Source organism: Paenarthrobacter sp. NPDC089322, assembly GCF_040684895.1.
Taxonomy (GTDB): Bacteria; Actinomycetota; Actinomycetes; order Actinomycetales; family Micrococcaceae; genus Arthrobacter.
Genome location: NZ_JBFBGW010000003.1, coordinates 21,509 through 38,937 on the forward strand (window position 1 = coordinate 21,509; position 17,429 = coordinate 38,937).

The following is a 17,429-nucleotide window of genomic DNA, read 5'->3' on the forward strand; positions in this document are numbered from 1 at the left end:
GAACCCCCGGATTACTTGGCGGGGAGCTGGACGGCCTTGCTGCCCGGCTTCCAACCCTGGGGGGTTTGCTCGGCAGCCGTCGGACGGTCCTTGTACCACTCGCTGGTCAGCTTGGTCCAGGTACCGTCGGCGATCACGGCATCGAGGCCTGCGTTCAAGGCGTCGATCAGGGGCTGGTTGTCCTTGTTCACGGCGTAGGCGGTGAAGTTCTGGGTGTTGACAACCTTCTCGGCGATCTTGGTGTTGTCGCCTTCCTTGACCTGGCCATCAGCCTGCTGGGACGGAGCAACCCATGCGTCGATCTGTCCGTTCTTCACGTTGCCGTACACGGTGTTGTAGTCGGGGAAGCGGACAGGCTCCAAACCCAGGGTGTTGGTGACGTAGTCGTCCTGCACGGTGCCCTGTACGACGCCGATGCGAATACCTTCCTTGAGGTCGGCAAAGCCGGTGACCTTGGCATCGTTCTTGGTGACCACAGCCATGTAGCCAAAGTCGTAGCCGTTGGTGAAGGCTACGGTCTTGCGGCGGGCGTCCGTGGTGGAGATCGATGAGGATCCGACGTCGAACTGCTTGTTGGCTACCTGGGAGAGCAGTGCGGAGAAGTCGGTGGAGGCGAATTCGACCTTGAGGCCGAGCTTGTCGCCGATAGCGCGGAGGAGCTCGTTGTCGTAGCCGGTGAACTTTCCGGACGGGTCGATGAAGATGTTCGGCGGAGCATCGGACAGGGTGCCGACGCGAAGGGTGCCCTCAGTTACCAGTCCCAGCTTGGACTTATCGATCTTGTCGATGGCTGTGACGTCCGCGGTGGTGTACTTGTCCAGAGTCTGCTGGTCGCTGCCGGCCAGAGCGTCCGTGGGGGAACCGGCGGGTTCAGAGGTTCCTCCGCCACAGGCGGCCAGGGTGATTACCAAGGCAGCGGCTACGGGAGCAGCGGACAGCCACTTAGGGGCTTTGAATTTCATGAAGAAATCACTTTCATCGGGTCACGGAGACGTTTCGCGGTGGGCGGGGAACTTGGCAGCCCTCATTGGTGTAGCTGCCCTAGCAGACTTCAACCCGCCAAACTTAATTATGTCATCAGCCCGTTAGCGCACGGTGAGGCGAACAAGTGATCGCTTTGAATCATTTTCGCCGAACAATGTTCTCGATGATCGGCTTCAGGCGGCTTGGTGTTCAGGGAGTGCCACGCTCGCCTGAATCCTCGCCTCGGAGAGCGCCCTGAAAAGCCGTTGGAAATTTGTGTGACTTGCGTCGCACGTTGTTGCGGCCCTGGTTGCTTTCCTAGAAACCGCCCCGGTTGGCGTCCTCCGGTGGCAGGACAGGCCATTCACCTTCAATAACGGCCGTGGGCTTGCTGCGGCGCAGATACTGCTGGAAATCAGCGGCTTGGGAGGCAGCCCAGTCCACTTGCAAATGGTGCAGCTTGGATGCCGGCATGTGCAACTTGGGAAACTTACCGGCCATCGCGTCCAGCACCCGCAGGGTAGCCAAAGCATCAGCAGCAGAGGTGTGGGCGTTATCCAAGTCCACGCCGTACTCCTCGCACAGTGCGGTCAGCGTCCGCTTGCCTTTTCGATAGCGGTCCACTTGCTTGTTCATCACGTACGGATCCAGCACCGGGAAGCGGGTTAGCTGCGGAACCCCGTGACGGGCCGACTCGGCAGCGAGCACCGTGAAGTCGTAGCTGGCGTTGAAAGCGATGACGGGAGTGCCGTCGTCGAAGAGTTCCTGGAGGACCGCAGCCACCTCACGGGTGACTTCCGCAGCGGGCCGGCCCTCGGCACGGGCTTTTTCGGTGGTGATTCCGTGGACTTCGCTGGCCTCCGCAGGAATCTCCACGCCGGGATCAGCGAGCCACTCGTGCTCCTTAATGAGCTGGCCTTGGGCGTCGACGACACTGATGGACGCTGTCACGATGCGCGCCATTCTGGAGTTCTTTCCCGTTGTTTCGAGGTCGAATGCGGCGCGGGGCAGGGTGTTCCAGGTGCTCATGGTTTCAAGCTACCGGCCGGCACCGACAGTCTTTGGGCACGACACTCCTGCGGCTACCCTGATCACATGCGGATGGAGTACGTGACGGCAGTCCTGGCGGTCGTGGACCTTGTTCCGCCGGGTACAGCTGTGTCCTATGGTGACGTCGCCGAGCTCCTGGGCGCCGGGGGACCACGGCAGGTTGGGTCGGCCATGAGCCATTACGGCAGTTCGGTTGCGTGGTGGCGCGTCCTCAGGGCAAGCGGGGAGGCACCATCAGGCCATGAGGCGGACGCCTTGCGTCACTATCTCCTCGAGGCGACGCCACTCCTGGGTGCTTATGACGCTTTCCTTCGGACCGGTGAGGGCCGTTGGCGCGTGGATCTGGCTTCGGCGCGCTGGGCACCAACCGACGCCGATTTCGATCAACTTGATGTGATCTCGGACCAGTTGGAGCGTCAGCTCCATATTTTGTCGGTGCCCGATGATGAAATGACTGTGTGACCGCAACAGCTACAAAACCCCGCCAAGCCCCAGCGGCCCTTCGGCTGCTCCCGCCGCGCGAGACCCATTATGCGGCGCCCGCCCTTACACCGGATCAACGCGCCGTCGTATCGGTTGGGCGAGGTTGCGGCCCCGTCCTCGTCCCGGGAGGCCCTGGCACGGGCAAGTCCACTGTTCTCGTGGAGTCTGCCGTTAGGCGCGTTACCGAGGAAGGACTGGACCCGGATCGGATCCTTATCCTCGCTCCCGGCCGGCACTCGGCGGCTGCGCTGCGGGACACCTTCACAGGGCGGCTGGACAGGAGCCTCAGTACGACGCCGGCACGCACCTGGGCGTCCTACGCTTTTGATGTTATTCGCCGGGCCAAGGCAGAAGGCGTGTTACCGCTGCCGCGGCCGCCCAAGCTCCTTTCGGGTCCGGAACAGGACCTGATCATCAAGGAGTTGCTGGAGGGCCACTCGCGACCCGGCTCCCGGCTGCCTTGGCCCGAAGATCTTTCCGCCGCCCTGCCCACCCGGGGCTTCCGCCACGAGATCCGCCAGTTGTTCGATCGCATCATCGAGTCCGGGCGTACAGCCGAGGACCTTGTCACCATGGCGTACGAATGCGGACGTCCGGACTGGATGGCGGCGGCACAGTTGTACAGCGAGTACAGGGATGTCCTGGACCTTCGCATGCCCGAGGCCTTCGACCCCGCGGGCATCATCACCACGGCAAGGCAGGTGTTCCAGGATTCCACTGACTTCCTGGCCGCAGAACGTGAACGGCTCCAACTGATCCTCGTTGACGATGCCCAGGAGTCCAATCCGGCCGTGTTCGAGCTCCTGACCGACATCGCGGAAGGTAAGGACGCTGTAGTCACGTATTCGCCGGACACCGTGGTGCAGGGCTTTCGAGGCGCCCGGCCTGATCTCGTTGCTGAACTCCCTTCGCTTCTCAAAGGGACCCGTGACCACGTCCTTGAACTCCCGTTGTGGATCACGCACCGGCACAGGCGCGAGGTGGCGGAGGCCTGGACCCGGGTCGCGGCACGTATTTCCCAGCGTTCCGGCGGACAGCTCGCGAGGCGCCTCGAACAGCCAGGGCCGCCGGCGGAACCAAAGCCGCCGACTCCGGAGTCCCCTGATGGAGAAGGCCGCGTGGAGGGCCATGTGCTGCCTTCTCCCGTCCACGAATTGCGGTACGTTGCGCAGCGCATTCTTGAAGCACAACTGAGGGAGGGGCGCGGGCTCGGCGACATCGCCGTGATCGTCCGCAACGGTGGACAGATTTCGCAATTGCAGCGCTACTTGGCCGGCCAGGGGATACCTGTACGGGTACCGGTGGCGGATTCCGCCGTCAGGGATGAAGTGGCTGTGCGCCCGTTGCTGGACGTCTTCGCCATCGTCCTGGACCCTGCCCGGCTGACTCCGGAAACAGCGGTTTCCTTGCTTACGTCCCGCATCGGCGGAGCCTCTGTCATCGAGCTACGCCGGCTCCGTCAGTCACTTCGGCGCGAGGAACTCCTGGGCGGTGGTGGTCGATCCAGCGATGCCTTGCTCGTGGAAGCGCTCCTTCAGCCCGGTGCCTTGGCCACGCTCGGGATTGAAGGGAACGCGGCGCGGCGCCTTGCCCGCATGATCGCCGCCGGTACCTCGGCCGCCTCACAGCCGGGAGCCAACGCGGAGTCCGTCCTGTGGGCCCTGTGGAATGCCACCGGGCTGGCCCCACGTTGGTCTGATGCAGCACTTGAGGGAGGACACGCAGGGGCAAGGGCCGACCGGGACCTCGACGCGATGATGGCCTTGTTCCACACCGCCGAACGCTTCGTGGACCAACTTCCCGGTTCTGGTCCGGAGCAGTTTCTGGACTACTTGCTGAACCAGGAATTGCCCATGGATACTCTCGCGGCGAGGGCTCAACTTGAGGAGTGCGTCGAGCTGATGACGCCCGCAAGCGCTGCCGGTCGCGAATGGCCCGTGGTGATCGTCGCCGGGCTCCAGGAAGGTGTTTGGCCGAACACCCGCCTTAGGGGGGAACTGCTGGGGAGTACGCTCTTTGCCGATGCCGTTGAACACGGGGCGGAGCACGCCTTGGGGCGCGGACCCCTCAGCAGGCTTCGAGACATTCGCTACGACGAACTCCGGAGCTTCTCCACGGCCGTGTCGCGGGCCAGGGAAGTTCTGATCTGCACCGCCGTTTCTTCGGAGGACGAGCAGCCTTCGGCTTTCCTGGACTATGTGGCGCCCTTGGAACCCGGCGTGTACCGGCGCGACTACACGCCGGTGAACCGTCCGATGACCCTTCGTGCACTCGTTGCCGAACTTCGGCAGCACGCCCAGGGCGCAGACCAAGCTACAGGCGAGGCGTCGGAGGACGCGCAGGAAGCTGCACGCGTCCTTGCCCGCTTGGCGAGCGTCGAACCACCTGTTCCGGGCGCCCATCCGGATACGTGGTGGGGGTTGGCGCCCCTGAGTTCCCATGAGGCCATCGTCCCGCCGGGGGGCACTGTCCCGGTCTCGCCTTCCAAAGTTGAGGCTGTCCACAAGTCTCCACTTGATTGGTTCGTCCAAGCGGCCGGGGGAGAGGCAGCCACCGACTTCGCACGCAGCCTGGGAACGCTGGTCCACAGCATTGCCCAGGAATTGCCTGACGCCTCCGGGCATGAGTATGTCGCTGAACTTGTGCGGCGGTGGCCAACGCTGGGCATGAAGGACAATTGGGAAGGGAAGCTGGATTACCGGCGCGCTGAGCTCATGGTCCGGAAACTGGCGCAGTATGTCATCGCCATGAGGAGTGATGGCAGGAGCCTGCTGGCCGTGGAACAGGATTTCGAAGTTCCGCTTCCGGATGTTTCCGTGGCTTCGGGCGGTGAAGGCGACGACGCCGCATCGGGCCGCAAGGCAGTACTCCGCGGACAGGTGGACCGGCTGGAAATCGATTCGGAAGGCCGGCTCGTAATCGTCGACCTCAAAACGGGGAAGCGCCAACCGGGCAAGGCTGACGTGGAACGGCACCCGCAACTGGGTGCCTATCAGGCCGCAGTGCTTAGGGGCGCATTCCAGAACGCCGGAACCACGGCGGAACCCCCCGGCGGAGGGTCCGGATCAGACGCTGCGGCGCATCGTGTCCCGGGTGGGGCGATCCTGGCTCAACTGGGGACCAAAACCAAGGGCCCGGCAATTCAGCAGCAAGAGGCGTTGGACTCCCGCGACAATTGGGCGGAGGAGCTGGTCAATCAGGCTGCGGAGCTGATGGCAGGGAGAACGTTCCAAGCGCGGCACGATCCCGGCAAGGGCGGGCATGGCGGTCACGGCTGCAGGCTGCCCGATGTATGCCCTTTGTGTGCCAGAGGAAAGCAGGTCACAGAATGACTATCGATCTCCTGAACGAGTCTGAACTGGGTGGAACAGGAGCAGCGGATCAAACCCAAGGTGTTCCTGAACCCAGGTTTTCTCCGTCCCGGTTGGCGGACATCCTTGGGGAAAAGAACCATCCCACCGCCGAGCAAGCAAGCATCATCTCATCCACCCTCACACCCCGCCTCGTCATTGCCGGGGCGGGGTCGGGCAAGACCGCCACCATGGCCGACCGCGTCGTATGGCTGGTCGCAAACGGTTGGGTGCGCCCGGAGGAGGTCCTTGGGGTGACGTTCACCAGGAAGGCCGCCGGCGAACTGGCCAGCCGGATCCGGACCAAGCTGGCCACACTGCAGCGGATTGCCACGGAGGACGACGGCAGCATCGGCTTTCCTGAGGGGCTTGCGGGCGCGGATGACCTGGAACCCAAGGTGTCCACCTACCACTCCTACGCCAGCGGAATTGTTTCCGACTACGGTCTGAGGTTGGGTATCGAACGGGACGTCGTCCTGCTGGGTGGCGCACAGTCATGGCAATTGGCAAGCGAAGTAGTTGAGGCCTACGACGGCGACTTCGAGCACTTTACGGCTGCCAAGTCCACGTTGGTCAATGCGGTGATCCAGCTCGCGGGTGAATGCGCAGAGCACTTGAAGGATCCTGGTGCCGTCCGTGAATGGATCCTGGAAAAAGCGAACCTCTTCGAACAATTGCCGTATATGGCAGCTGCCAAGAAGAACCCCACACAGGCTGCGGGAGAGCTCGCGGCCATGTTGCGGACCCGGGCAAGCGTGGCCGACATGGTAGTGCGCTACCAGCAGGCCAAAAGGCAACGCGGGGTGCTGGACTTTGGCGACCTGGTGGCCCTGGCCGCGCGTATCGCAAGCGACATCCCTTTGGCTGCCGCTACGGAGCGGGCCCGGTACAAGGTGGTGTTGCTTGATGAATTCCAGGACACGTCGCATGCCCAGTTGGTGCTCTTTTCCCGCCTGTTCGGTCAAGGACATGCTGTCACCGCGGTTGGTGACCCAAATCAGTCGATCTACGGATTCCGTGGCGCCTCGGCCGGTCAGCTCTTCCATTTTGTGCAGGAGTTCCCGGTCCTGACCAAGGCCGCGAACACGGACGAGACTGCTTTTTCCGTTGCCCCCACGTCGTACTTGACCACTGCTTGGCGCAACGGAAGAAACATTCTTCAAGCCGCCAATACCATTGCTGCTCCGCTGAACAAAGCGGCTGCGTTCAAGGGGCCGGCAGGTGAGAGGGCGACGGGCAATGTAGCGGTCCCTCCCTTGGTGCCCAGTCCGGCAGCGACAGACGGCAGCGTGGTCATCGGCCGTTTCGGGACTGACGAGGACGAAGCCGCCACCATCGCGCGGGACGTTCGACGCTACCAGAGGACAGTTTTCGAAGAGGAGAAAGACGGCACTCCAACCCGCCCCACCCTGGCTGTCCTGTGTCGGCGCCGCGCCCAGATGGAATGTCTTCGCCGGGAGTTCGAGCTTCAGGGAATCGCCTACGAAATCGTGGGTTTGGGTGGGCTGCTGGACACCCCGGAGATTGTCGACCTCGTGGCAACGCTTCGGGTTCTCGCGGATCCCGGCAGATCCGACTCGCTCATGAGGCTCCTGGCCGGGGCGCGGTGGCGTCTGGGACCAGCGGACCTCATGGCTTTCAGCGATTGGTCCCGGTTCCTTGCCAGGCGGCGCGCGGTCCAGGATACGGGCACCGACCTCGGTGAGGCCGACGAAGACCCGGATTCGGTGGTGGTCGAGACCGACATCACGGATTCTGCGAGTCTGGTGGAAGCACTTGACTTCCTTCCCCGGCCAGGATGGACTTCCGGCCAAGGCAGGACACTTAGTGCCACTGCCTGGGAGCGATTGAACGCCTTGTCTGCCGAGCTCCGTTCACTCCGGACCTACGTTGGCGATGACCTGACCACGCTGCTGGGTGAAGTCGAACGGGCCATGCTGCTGGACATTGAGGTTGCCGCCAAGCCGGGAATCAGCATTCATCAGGCACGCCGGAACCTCGATGCGTTCCAGGACGCTGCCGCTGGTTTCCTGCAGACGTCGCAACGGATTGACCTTCTGGCTTTCCTCTCATGGCTGGAGGCCGCTGCTTCGGAAGAAGGCGGCCTGGACATCGCACCCGTCGAGACCAACCGCGAAGCAGTCCAGCTCCTGACCGTGCATGCTTCCAAGGGGCTTGAATGGGACGTTGTCTTCGTTCCGGGGCTCAACGCCGGATCCTTCCCCAGCAACCGGGATTCCCGCTGGACCAGCGGTGCTGCTGCACTGCCATGGCCCTTGCGGGGAGACCGCGCAGATCTGCCACAGTGGGACCTCGATCAACCCGACCAAAAAGGCTGGTTGGACGCAGAAAAGGAATTCAAAGGCGAAGTTCAGCTTCACGGTGAAGCCGAGGAACGGAGGCTCGCTTACGTTGCCTATACGCGGGCGAAGTACGTCCTATGGGTGTCGAGTGCTGCATGGAACGGGTCGCGGGCCGGCATAGCCGAGATGTCTCCCTTTCTTTCGGAGTTGGCGCCACTCGCGGGTGCCGTGGGGATGACAGGTACCTCTGTCCCTTCCCAGGAAGCAGGAGCGGCCCGCGAGCCACGGGCAGCGCACGTCCACCCGGAGTCCGTCGCGGAGGACTCCTTGCCGGACACAAGTCCACTTACCGCCAGCATGGAAGTGGCTGAGTTTCCCTATGACCCCCTCGAAGGGCCGTCCGACCCCAGAACGGGAGCCCGGCTCAGGCTCGTTCCCGGCCGGAGGGCCGCCATGGGACGTGCGGCGGCGAAGGTCCGCTCGTTCATGGCAGATCCGGACCTCGAGACGCAGTCCCAAGGTGTCACCGCCCTGTCGGGACGGTGGAACGAGGAAGCGCGGCTTTTGTTGGAGCGGAACCGGCAACGGAAGTCGTACCAGGATGTTCACCTTCCCAGCCACATCTCGGCTTCACTTTTTGTCGACCTTGGTTCAGATCCCGCCGCAGTGTTGGCCCAACTACGGCGTCCAGTGCCTCGCGAGCCCGGCATTTCCGCGCGCAAGGGCACGGCATTCCACGCGTGGGTGGAGGAATACTTCGGGACAACCGGAATGCTGGACATCGATGAAGCTCCGGGGTCCGACTCGCACATCGATGAAGCATACGGCCTGGACCAGATGGTCGCTGCGTTCAAGCGCTCCGAGTGGGCACACCGCGCTCCGGCGTTTGTTGAGGTCCCGGTGGAAACGCGCATCGGGGATGTCGTCGTTCGCGGCCGTATCGATGCTGTTTTCCAGGACACAGATGGACGCTGGCAACTGATCGACTGGAAGACAGGCAAGCGTCCTGCCGGCAGCCAACTGGCAACCCGGGCTGTTCAGTTGGCTGTCTATCGTCTTGCATGGTCGCGCCTCAAAGGCGTTCCCCTTGACGACGTCAGTGCAGCCTTCTACTACGTCGCCGAGGATTCCATCGTGCGTCCACATGACTTGGGCGGCGCCATCGAATTGGAGCAAATTATTACCAACTCGCTAACGGGGGACCACCAGCCGGCCTACGACAAGTACTGAGGGCCTAGGATCGCTCCCCGGCGTGAAGCGGCGTCACATCCACCACTTTGATGGCGGCGGTTGCCGTATCGTCGGCCGGTTTGTCGGAGGCAGGAGCAGCGTCTTCGGGGGCCGCCGCTCCCGTGCCGTCCTCTTCGGAGCTGCCCTTGTCATCCCTGGGTTTGTCCTCCCGGGTTTGATGCCCTCCGTCTGCACCGTCCATTCCGACATCGTCATGGTGCGTGGGGTGCTGCTCCGCTTGAGGTGCCGGCCCGGTGGTTGCCTCGGCGGCAGGTATGACCGAAACCGTCACTGGTGTCCCGCCGTCGGGAATTTCTTCCACGGTGACGGCTGGTTGCCGGGCGTGGACCCCCGCATCTCCTGTCCCGGACGTCTGGGCTGCAGCGGTGGCCTCGCGTTCGGCGTTTGCCAGGGCTTCATCCTGCTTGGCTTGCTGTTCAATGTCCTCCGCCAGGGCGCGGAGCATCGACTCCGCCTCGAAGGTCATGTCCTCATGTCCGACTGCCATCGCTTTGACCAGATACTGGGCCAAGGCGAATTCGGCGAGCAGGGCAGCGCGGCGAATCAGATGGGCGTCGGGGGTTTCCCGGCGGGCCTGGGTGTAATGGGCGAGGACTGCCTCCACGAAAGACGATTCGTTGGAGGCGACCAGCCAGGCGAAGTCATCGGCAGGGTCGCCGATCCGGAGGTCTGTCCATCCCGTCACGGCCGTCACGGTGTCGTCCGCGATCATGAGGTTGTCTTCGTGCAGGTCGCCGTGAACCACTGACGTGTTGAATCGCCAGAGGGCAACGTCTTCCAGAGCGTGTTCCCAGCGACGCAGCAGAGTCGCCGGAATTTTTCCGGTAGTGGCAGCCTGGTCCAATTCGTTGAGTTTGCGCTGCCGGAACTCGTTGGCGGAGTAGCTGGGCAAATCTGCGTTGTTGACCAAAGCCAGGGGGAGATCATGGATCGCTGCCAGCGAAGAGCCGATTTCCTTGGCCAGACCGGGGCTGGCAGCCGATAGTTCCTCTATGGAAAGAGTCGAACCCTGCAGATGCGCATAGACGAACGTTGTGAGCGAACCTTGGCGGACCGTGCCTGCGACGGTTGGCACGTGGAACGGCAACTCGGCCCGGATCGCAGGAGCGAAGGCGCGCAGCACCATGAACTCGGTCTCAAGGCGGGTGCTGGCCTCGGGATGACGGGGGGAGCGCACGCGCCACCGCTTGCCTTCCGCGTCGAGGAGCAACGCTGAGTCAAAGTCGGCGTCGTCGTCGGGGGAAAAAGCAGTAGCCGTCGGTGCCAATCCAGGCACCGCCGCAGTTGCTACAGCGGCCAGTTCTAGCGGTGTTCTTCTCACGTCTCCAACGGTAGATTGACTGACGCGTATGGCCATGATGCAGTGCGGCGAGTCTCCAGATCAGCGGAAAACAAGGCACTCCGGGACGTTGATCGAAACCGTGCCAGTGATGTCCACAACGCCGGACCCTTCCAAATGTTTTTTGTCGGTGCGAATCAGTACGGTAGATACATGAGTTATGCGGAGCCTCCGGCGCTGGCCAATCACCTGATGGACACCGTTCTTCCTGTGCGCCCCGCCCTGGTGGACCGCGGTTCCGCTGCGCGTATGAGGCCCGGCATGGTGGATGAGCTTATCGCTTCAGGCAGGGCAAGGGCGATGGTGATTTCGCAGCGCAAGGCAGTGGTGGGCTCAGAAGGAATCTGGTTCGGTGACGCCGGTCCGTTGTGGAAGGCCGTGAACGAAGACGGCGCTGCCACTGCTATCTATCTTGGGACCACGCTGGGGTCCTCCTCGTTGCCGGAAGACACAGCCGTCTTGTTGTTCGTCGCAGCGGAGCAACCGGTTCCCGGGAGCTCCTATGTCCCCGCTGACGCTGACTGGGCCGGATTCCGGGACGTGGCCGCTCGGCTGAACCCGACGGACACAGCCCTGTTCATTGAGGCCAGTGCCATTTCCAACTGGCACGCAACGCACACGCATTGCCCGCAATGCGGTACGCCTACCGATATTGAAGTTGGCGGCTGGGTGCGACGGTGCCCCAAGGACAACTCGGAGCACTATCCCCGAACGGATCCTGCCATCATCGTCACGGTCGTTGGTCCGGACGGCCGCATTCTGCTGGGCGGGGGAGGGCCTGCCGACGCCAAGAACTACTCCACGCTCGCGGGGTTCGTTGAGCCGGGCGAATCGCTGGAGCAGGCTGTCGTCCGCGAAATCGGTGAGGAAGTCGGCGTTCGCGTCACAGCCTGCCAGTACCTTGGCTCGCAGTCGTGGCCGTTCCCGGCCTCCCTCATGCTGGGGTTCACTGCCAGCACCAACGACGCCGTCGCCCGCCCGGACGGCGTGGAGGTCACCCGCGCGCGGTGGTTCAGTCGCGAAGAACTGCAGGAAGCCGTGCTCAGCGGTGAGATCACCATTTCAACGCGGTTGTCGATTGCGCGCTCGCTGATCGAGCACTGGTATGGCGGCGTCATCGAAGACCTCCAGCCGTGACGGAGGGCGTATTGGACGCCGGGAGTTCACTTGAGGAGCGAATTCTCGGCGGCTTGGATGAGGAACAACGCGAGGTGGCCAGCACTCTGACAGGTCCCTTGTGCGTCCTGGCGGGTGCGGGTACGGGTAAGACCCGCGCCATCACTCACCGGATCGCCTATGGTGTGCATTCGGGTGTCTATTCGCCCCAGCGGTTGTTGGCCGTGACTTTCACCGCGAGGGCAGCGGCGGAGATGCGCAGCAGGCTCCGCGATCTTGGGGTACCCAACGTCCAGGCGCGGACCTTCCATGCTGCAGCCTTAAGGCAACTGCAGTTCTTCTGGCCACAGGCGATCGGCGGTGGACTTCCCAATCTCCTGGACCACAAGGCCAACATGATTGCCGAGGCTTCGCGCCGGCTTCGGCTCAGTACGGACAGGGCATCCATCCGGGACCTGGCTGCAGAGATCGAATGGGCCAAGGTCTCCATGTTGACGCCGGCCAATTACCTTGAGAATGCGCAAGGCCGCGGGACGCCCGGCGGCTTCGACCTTACCGCGGTATCCCGCGTGTTCCAGGCCTACGAAGACCTGAAGACAGACCGGAACGTCATCGACTTCGAAGACGTCCTCCTCATCACTGTCGGCATCCTCCAGGAGGACCCGAAGGTGGCAGCCACCGTCAGGGAGCAGTACCGCCACTTCGTCGTGGACGAATACCAGGACGTGTCGCCGCTGCAGCAGCGACTTTTGGAACTCTGGTTGGGCGGCAGGGAGGAATTGTGCGTCGTCGGCGATGCCAGCCAGACCATTTACTCCTTCACCGGGGCATCTCCCAAGCACCTTCTGGGCTTCAAGGCGCAGTTCCCCGGGGCCACAGTGGTCAAGCTCATCCGGGATTACAGGTCAACGCCGCAGGTCGTGAAGCTCGCCAATGACCTCCTGGGTTCCCGGCGAAGCGGTGGCCCGGCCGCCGACGCAGCGTGGGCGCCGCCCCTGAAGCTCGTCGCCCAGAGGCCGTCCGGTCCGGAACCGCGCTTCATGGAGTGTCCCGACGACGAAGCGGAAGCGGCGGTGGTTGCCGGGCGGATCCAAGAGCTCCTCCGCTCGGGAGTGAAGGCCAGTGAGATAGCCATCCTGTTCCGGACCAACGGGCAGTCCGAGGCTTATGAACAGGCTTTGGCATCGGCCGGGGTTGGTTACCAGCTTCGCGGCGGCGAGAGGTTCTTTGCCCGCAAGGAAGTCCGTGACGCCATCCTGCAATTACGCGCGGCTACCAGGGCAGTTTCGGAGGGGCCGCAGGAACCCTTGGGCCAAATCGTTCGTGACATCGTTGCCTCACTGGGCTACTCCGAGGCGGCTCCGCACAGCGGTGGAGCCCTTCGCGAGCGTTGGGAATCCTTGGCGGCGCTGGTGGCGTTGGCTGACGAGCTGGCCGCCAACCGGGGCGAATCCTTTACATTGGCGGAGTTCGTCAATGAGCTCCAGGAACGTTCTGTGGCCCAGCACGCGCCTACCGTCCAAGGCGTAACGCTGGCGTCCCTCCACGCGGCAAAGGGCCTCGAATGGGATGCCGTGTTCCTGGTCGGTTTGAGCGAAGGACTCATGCCGATTTCCTTCGCCGACTCGCCCGAGGACGTCGATGAGGAACGCCGTTTGCTGTATGTCGGCATTACGCGCGCCCGCGAGCACCTGACGCTCTCGTGGTCCACGGCCCGTACTCCCGGCGGGCGTGCCAACCGCAAGCCGTCCAGGTTCCTGGACGCCCTCCGTCCGGAGACGGTAGCGTCCACCAACCCACGGAGCCGGGCAGGTTCTCCTCGACGCAAGGCTGCTGCACCGGCGTCGTGCAGGGTGTGCGGAAGCATGCTGGCCACGGGCGCTGAGCGGAAAGTAGGGCGCTGCAACCAGTGCCCGCCCACCTACGAGGAACAGACGTTCGACGCACTGCGGCAATGGCGCAGGGAAGAGGCCCAATCCGCCGATGTTCCTGCCTACGTGGTTTTTACTGATGCCACACTGACTGCCATTGCTGAGGCCCGCCCCGCATCCTTGGAGGAATTGGCAGCATTGGCGGGCGTTGGACCGTCAAAACTTGAGCGCTATGGCGAGGCCGTGCTTGCTGTTCTCGCTGAAAGTGCGGCTCTCTGATGCCGCGTCCATCTGCCGGATCGGGGGACGTACCGCACGTGACGGATGACGGAACGCCCGTCGTGGTCCGTCGCTCGGCCAGGCGACGCAGGACCGTTGCTGCTTTCTGGGAAGACGGCAACGCCGTGGTTGCCATACCTGCCAGCTTCAGTAAGTCGCAGGAACGTGAATGGGTTGGCCGCATGTTGGCCAGGCTTCAGAAGCAGGGGGAGCGGGGCGGACGGGGATCGAACAAGCGCCGGCCTGCCTCGGATGAGGCCCTGGCCCAGCACGCAGCGCACCTTTCCCGCACTTACCTCGGCGGACGGGCCGTGCCGACGTCGGTCCGTTGGGTAACGAACCAGAACTCCCGTTGGGGGTCGGCTACTCCCGCGGAAGGCACCATCCGACTTTCCCATAAATTGCAGTCGATGCCGCAGTGGGTGATCGATTACGTGCTCCTGCACGAACTCGCGCATTTGTTGGTGGCGGGCCACACTGCAGCCTTCTGGCAATTGCTGGAGGCCTACCCCGAAACCGAGCGCGCCAAGGCCTTCCTTGAGGGCGTGGCCTTCGCAACGTCCCGTGGAATGCCCGGAGACACTTCCACCGACGCCGACGCGTAAGTCCTAGGCGGAAGCCCAAGACTTACGGCCGTCCAGGACTTACTTGGACGGCGGCTCCGGGTCCGTGTCGCCGGAGTCCTTCTCCTCCGGTGCGTCGTAGCCACCGCTGAGGAGCTTTTGCAGAGCATCGTCAACCTCGCTGTCGCTTGCTTCGGCCAACTTGCGACGTGAGGAGAAACCCTTGGGATCGTCCAGGTCTTCACCCGTGGGGAGCAGGTCCGGGTGATGCCAGATGGCGTCACGGCCAGCGATGCCGCGCTCCTCTTTCAGTGTTGCCCACAGCGTGGCTGCCTCACGGAGGCGGCGGGGACGCAGTTCCAAGCCGACGAGGGACGAGAACGCGTGTTCCGCCGGACCGCCTGTTGCCCTGCGGCGGCGGACGGTTTCACGGAGTGCTGTTGCGGAGGGCAGCACTTTGTCCGTGGCCTCCGCCGTCAGTTCGTCAACCCAACCTTCCACAAGGGCAAGCGCGGTCTCCAGTTTCTCCAAGGCCGCGGTCTGGACGGGGGTGCGCTCAGGGGTAAACACGCCCTGGGACAGGGCAGCCTGTATTCCTTCGGGGTTGCTGGGATCGAGGTCCCTGGCAAGGTCCTCAACGCGTGACATGTCGATGTGGATGCCGCGTGCGTAAGCTTCTATGGCCCCGAGCAAGTGCCCGCGGAGCCAGGGGACCTGGACGAACAAGCGTGCGTGTGCCGCTTCGCGGACGGCGAGGAACAGCCGTACGTCGTTCTCGGGAAGGCTGAGGCCCTCGCCGAATTTGGCAACGTTGGCAGGGAGCAGTGCCATTTCGAGGTCTGCGAGCGGAACACCGATGTCCGTGGAGCTGACCACCTCTGCGGAAAGCGCTCCAATCGCCTGGCCCAGCTGCATGCCGAAGATGGCCCCGCCCATGTTCTGCAGCATCGACGAGGCGCCGCCCATCATCGACTTCATTTCCTCGGGCATCTGCTGGGTCAGGGCGTTGGACAGGGCATTGGCGACGCTGTTTGCCACCGGCTCGGTCAGTCGCTTCCAGGTTCCGAGGGTGGCCTCCACCCACTCCGCCCGCGACCAGGCACGCCCAATGAGTCCCGTAGCGGACAGGTCGGTCACTGGATCCAGCCACAACTCGGCGAGCCGGAGGGCTTCGTCGATATCCCGCGCTTGAGTGGCATTGACGGAGGGGTCGCCGCCGGCAGCGGCGACGCGCCGTGCATTCTCGTGGGCGAGCTTCCAGTTCACGGGACCTTCGGAGGTCGAGCTCATCATCGCCTGGACCTGTGCGAACATTTGCTGAAGAAGCTGGGGATCGTTGGGCAGTCCGGCAGCCTTGGCAAGCTCGGCGGGATCGATGTTGCCCATTCCCTGGCCACCCATCAGGTTCTGCAGCATTTCCGCCAGCGGATCCTTGGGTGTCTCGTCGTCGTTGGACGGGTTGTTGGGGGTGGAAGACATGGTGCCGCCGATCGTCGAACTGGCTGGTGATCACTTTCACGGTACCGCGCGGTGGGAAGGCTGTCTGCCTGTACGTGGCGCCGTTCGCTGTAGGCAAAGCAGTCCTGCGACCCGCGACCGCGTAGTGTGGATGTTTGGTATATGCCCGTCGCCGCCGCCAGCGGCAGGAGCCAACATGTCGACCCCTCCGGGCGGCAAGAGAGGCCTCAATGCTTACTTCGTCCAGCCCCGAGGGTTCGGTTGACCCGCGTCAAATGCTCGACGCCGATCCCTCCTCCGCGTCTACGGAACCTTCCGGGGGCAACCGGTACATGCTCATGGTGGTGTCGGGATTGCTGGCGCTGGGGCTTGGAGGCGCGGCGGTCGCGTTGCCCGTTCCCTATGTGGTGGAGTCCGCCGGCCCAACCTTCAACACGTTGGGACAGGACGGGGACAAGCCTGTCATCAGCATCACGGGGCGTGAGTCGTTTCCGGCCAAGGGCAACCTGGACCTGACTACCGTGGTGATGACGGGCGGCCCCAAGACGCCTGCCACCATTGTCGACGTTTTCCGGGCATGGCTGGACAGTTCCAAGGCCATTTATCCCGAGGAAATGATCTACCCCAAGGGCACCACTGCGGAACAGACAGTGCAGCAGGGGGAGATTGCCATGGAGACCTCACAGGAAAACGCAGTCGCAGCGGCTCTGCGGGAACTGGACATACCCTTCGAGCAACGTTTGACCGTTGCCGGGCTCTCAGATCCATCACCATCCGCAGGGAAGATCCAAGAGGGAGATCTCCTGGTATCCATCAACGGCAAACCGGTGACGTCCATGGGGGTGATCCAGGCGGAACTGGCTGCCGGGGCAGGCGCCCCGGCCGTCGTCGTCGTGGATCGGGACGGTACCGCTGTCACGGAGACGGTAACGCCGACGAAGAATCCTGCCGGCCGCTACGTTTTGGGTGTCCTGCTGGCCAGCGACTTCACGTTCCCCTTCGAGGTAAAAATTTCGCTGGAGAACGTGGGTGGGCCGAGCGCCGGAATGATGTTCGCCTTGGGGATCCTTGACAACCTCTCGCCCGGCGACCTGACCGGCGGCAAGCACGTCGCCGGCACGGGCACGATCACTGCCGACGGTGCCGTGGGCGGCATCGGGGGCATCGCACAAAAGATGATCGGAGCGCGACAACACGGCGCGACGATGTTCCTGGCGCCCGCCGCGAATTGCGCAGACGTTGTGGGGCACGTCCCCGAAGGTTTGCAAGTAGTCAAAGTGGAAACCCTGGCCGATGCCGCGGCTGCAGTCGAACGGCTCGGGTCGGGACAAAGCACTGAGGGCCTTCCCACCTGCACTAACAACTAGACTGGCGGTGGAACTTAGCTCCACCGCCACTCGTGG

General features: G+C 63.5%; 11 protein-coding genes. 7 read left to right on the forward strand and 4 right to left on the reverse strand.

The window, feature by feature from the left end; all coding sequences use genetic code 11:
• Positions 1-11 precede the first annotated feature (11 nt).
• Together AB0N65_RS04135 and AB0N65_RS04140 are read right to left on the reverse strand one after the other, a co-directional pair.
• Positions 12-962, reverse strand: a complete 951-nt coding sequence (locus AB0N65_RS04135; protein ID WP_364158087.1) for an ABC transporter substrate-binding protein — start codon at positions 960-962, stop codon at positions 12-14.
• Positions 963-1,281: 319 nt separating this feature from the next.
• Complete coding sequence (locus AB0N65_RS04140; protein ID WP_364158090.1) at positions 1,282-1,992, reverse strand: 3'-5' exonuclease; 711 nt, start codon at positions 1,990-1,992, stop codon at positions 1,282-1,284.
• A 66-nt stretch (positions 1,993-2,058) separates the two neighbouring features.
• Between AB0N65_RS04140 and AB0N65_RS04145 the strand changes: the two genes are divergently transcribed.
• From AB0N65_RS04145 to AB0N65_RS04155, 3 genes are read left to right on the forward strand one after another with little or no spacing between them, the layout of a single operon-like run.
• A complete protein-coding gene (locus tag AB0N65_RS04145; protein WP_364158092.1) occupies positions 2,059-2,475 on the forward strand; it encodes an MGMT family protein in 417 nt (138 codons plus the stop codon).
• Complete coding sequence (locus AB0N65_RS04150) at positions 2,472-5,828, forward strand: ATP-dependent DNA helicase (protein WP_364158095.1); 3,357 nt, start codon at positions 2,472-2,474, stop codon at positions 5,826-5,828. Before AB0N65_RS04145 ends, AB0N65_RS04150 begins: the two co-directional genes overlap by 4 nt.
• Positions 5,825-9,379: an ATP-dependent DNA helicase gene (locus AB0N65_RS04155; RefSeq protein WP_364158098.1), complete on the forward strand. Its 3,555-nt coding sequence runs from the start codon at positions 5,825-5,827 to the stop codon at positions 9,377-9,379. The genes AB0N65_RS04150 and AB0N65_RS04155 overlap by 4 nt, the downstream gene beginning before the upstream one ends.
• Before the next feature lie 4 nt (positions 9,380-9,383).
• Here the strand turns inward: AB0N65_RS04155 and AB0N65_RS04160 are convergent, their stop codons facing one another.
• Positions 9,384-10,757: a macrolide 2'-phosphotransferase gene (locus AB0N65_RS04160; RefSeq protein ID WP_364158101.1), complete on the reverse strand. Its 1,374-nt coding sequence runs from the start codon at positions 10,755-10,757 to the stop codon at positions 9,384-9,386.
• 135 nt (positions 10,758-10,892) lie between these two features.
• Here AB0N65_RS04160 and nudC point away from each other — a divergent pair, with 135 nt between their 5' ends.
• Genes nudC through AB0N65_RS04175 form a run of 3 tightly spaced genes read left to right on the forward strand, consistent with a single transcriptional unit; the run spans position 10,893 to position 14,610 of the window.
• A complete protein-coding gene (gene nudC / locus AB0N65_RS04165; RefSeq protein WP_364158103.1) occupies positions 10,893-11,876 on the forward strand; it encodes an NAD(+) diphosphatase in 984 nt (327 codons plus the stop codon).
• Positions 11,873-14,005, forward strand: coding sequence for an ATP-dependent DNA helicase UvrD2 (locus AB0N65_RS04170; RefSeq protein ID WP_364158106.1), 2,133 nt, complete (start codon positions 11,873-11,875; stop codon positions 14,003-14,005). The genes nudC and AB0N65_RS04170 overlap by 4 nt, the downstream gene beginning before the upstream one ends.
• On the forward strand, positions 14,005-14,610 hold the full coding sequence (locus AB0N65_RS04175; RefSeq protein WP_364158109.1) for a M48 family metallopeptidase: 606 nt from the start codon (positions 14,005-14,007) through the stop codon (positions 14,608-14,610). Before AB0N65_RS04170 ends, AB0N65_RS04175 begins: the two co-directional genes overlap by 1 nt.
• A 39-nt stretch (positions 14,611-14,649) precedes the next feature.
• On the opposite strand, the gene AB0N65_RS04180 is transcribed toward AB0N65_RS04175, so the two are convergent.
• The gene (locus AB0N65_RS04180) at positions 14,650-16,047 is read right to left on the reverse strand and encodes a zinc-dependent metalloprotease (RefSeq protein WP_364158112.1); all 1,398 of its coding nucleotides are present in this window, start codon (positions 16,045-16,047) and stop codon (positions 14,650-14,652) included.
• Between the two features lie 209 nt (positions 16,048-16,256).
• On the opposite strand from AB0N65_RS04180, the gene AB0N65_RS04185 reads away from it, so the two are divergent.
• Positions 16,257-17,393 carry a S16 family serine protease gene (locus AB0N65_RS04185; protein ID WP_364158115.1) on the forward strand — a complete coding sequence of 379 codons (1,137 nt, stop codon included), beginning with the start codon at positions 16,257-16,259 and terminating at the stop codon, positions 17,391-17,393.
• Positions 17,394-17,429 lie beyond the last annotated feature (36 nt).

Coding starts and splice junctions, on each gene's coding strand:
- AB0N65_RS04135 (WP_364158087.1), bottom strand. CDS start 962: ATGAAATTCAAAGCCCCTAAGTGGCTGTCCGCTGCTCCCGTAGCCGCT.
- AB0N65_RS04140 (WP_364158090.1), bottom strand. CDS start 1,992: ATGAGCACCTGGAACACCCTGCCCCGCGCCGCATTCGACCTCGAAACA.
- AB0N65_RS04145 (WP_364158092.1), top strand. CDS start 2,059: ATGCGGATGGAGTACGTGACGGCAGTCCTGGCGGTCGTGGACCTTGTT.
- AB0N65_RS04155 (WP_364158098.1), top strand. CDS start 5,825: ATGACTATCGATCTCCTGAACGAGTCTGAACTGGGTGGAACAGGAGCA.
- AB0N65_RS04160 (WP_364158101.1), bottom strand. CDS start 10,757: ATGGCCATACGCGTCAGTCAATCTACCGTTGGAGACGTGAGAAGAACA.
- nudC (WP_364158103.1), top strand. CDS start 10,893: ATGAGTTATGCGGAGCCTCCGGCGCTGGCCAATCACCTGATGGACACC.
- AB0N65_RS04175 (WP_364158109.1), top strand. CDS start 14,005: ATGCCGCGTCCATCTGCCGGATCGGGGGACGTACCGCACGTGACGGAT.
- AB0N65_RS04180 (WP_364158112.1), bottom strand. CDS start 16,047: ATGTCTTCCACCCCCAACAACCCGTCCAACGACGACGAGACACCCAAG.
- AB0N65_RS04185 (WP_364158115.1), top strand. CDS start 16,257: ATGCTTACTTCGTCCAGCCCCGAGGGTTCGGTTGACCCGCGTCAAATG.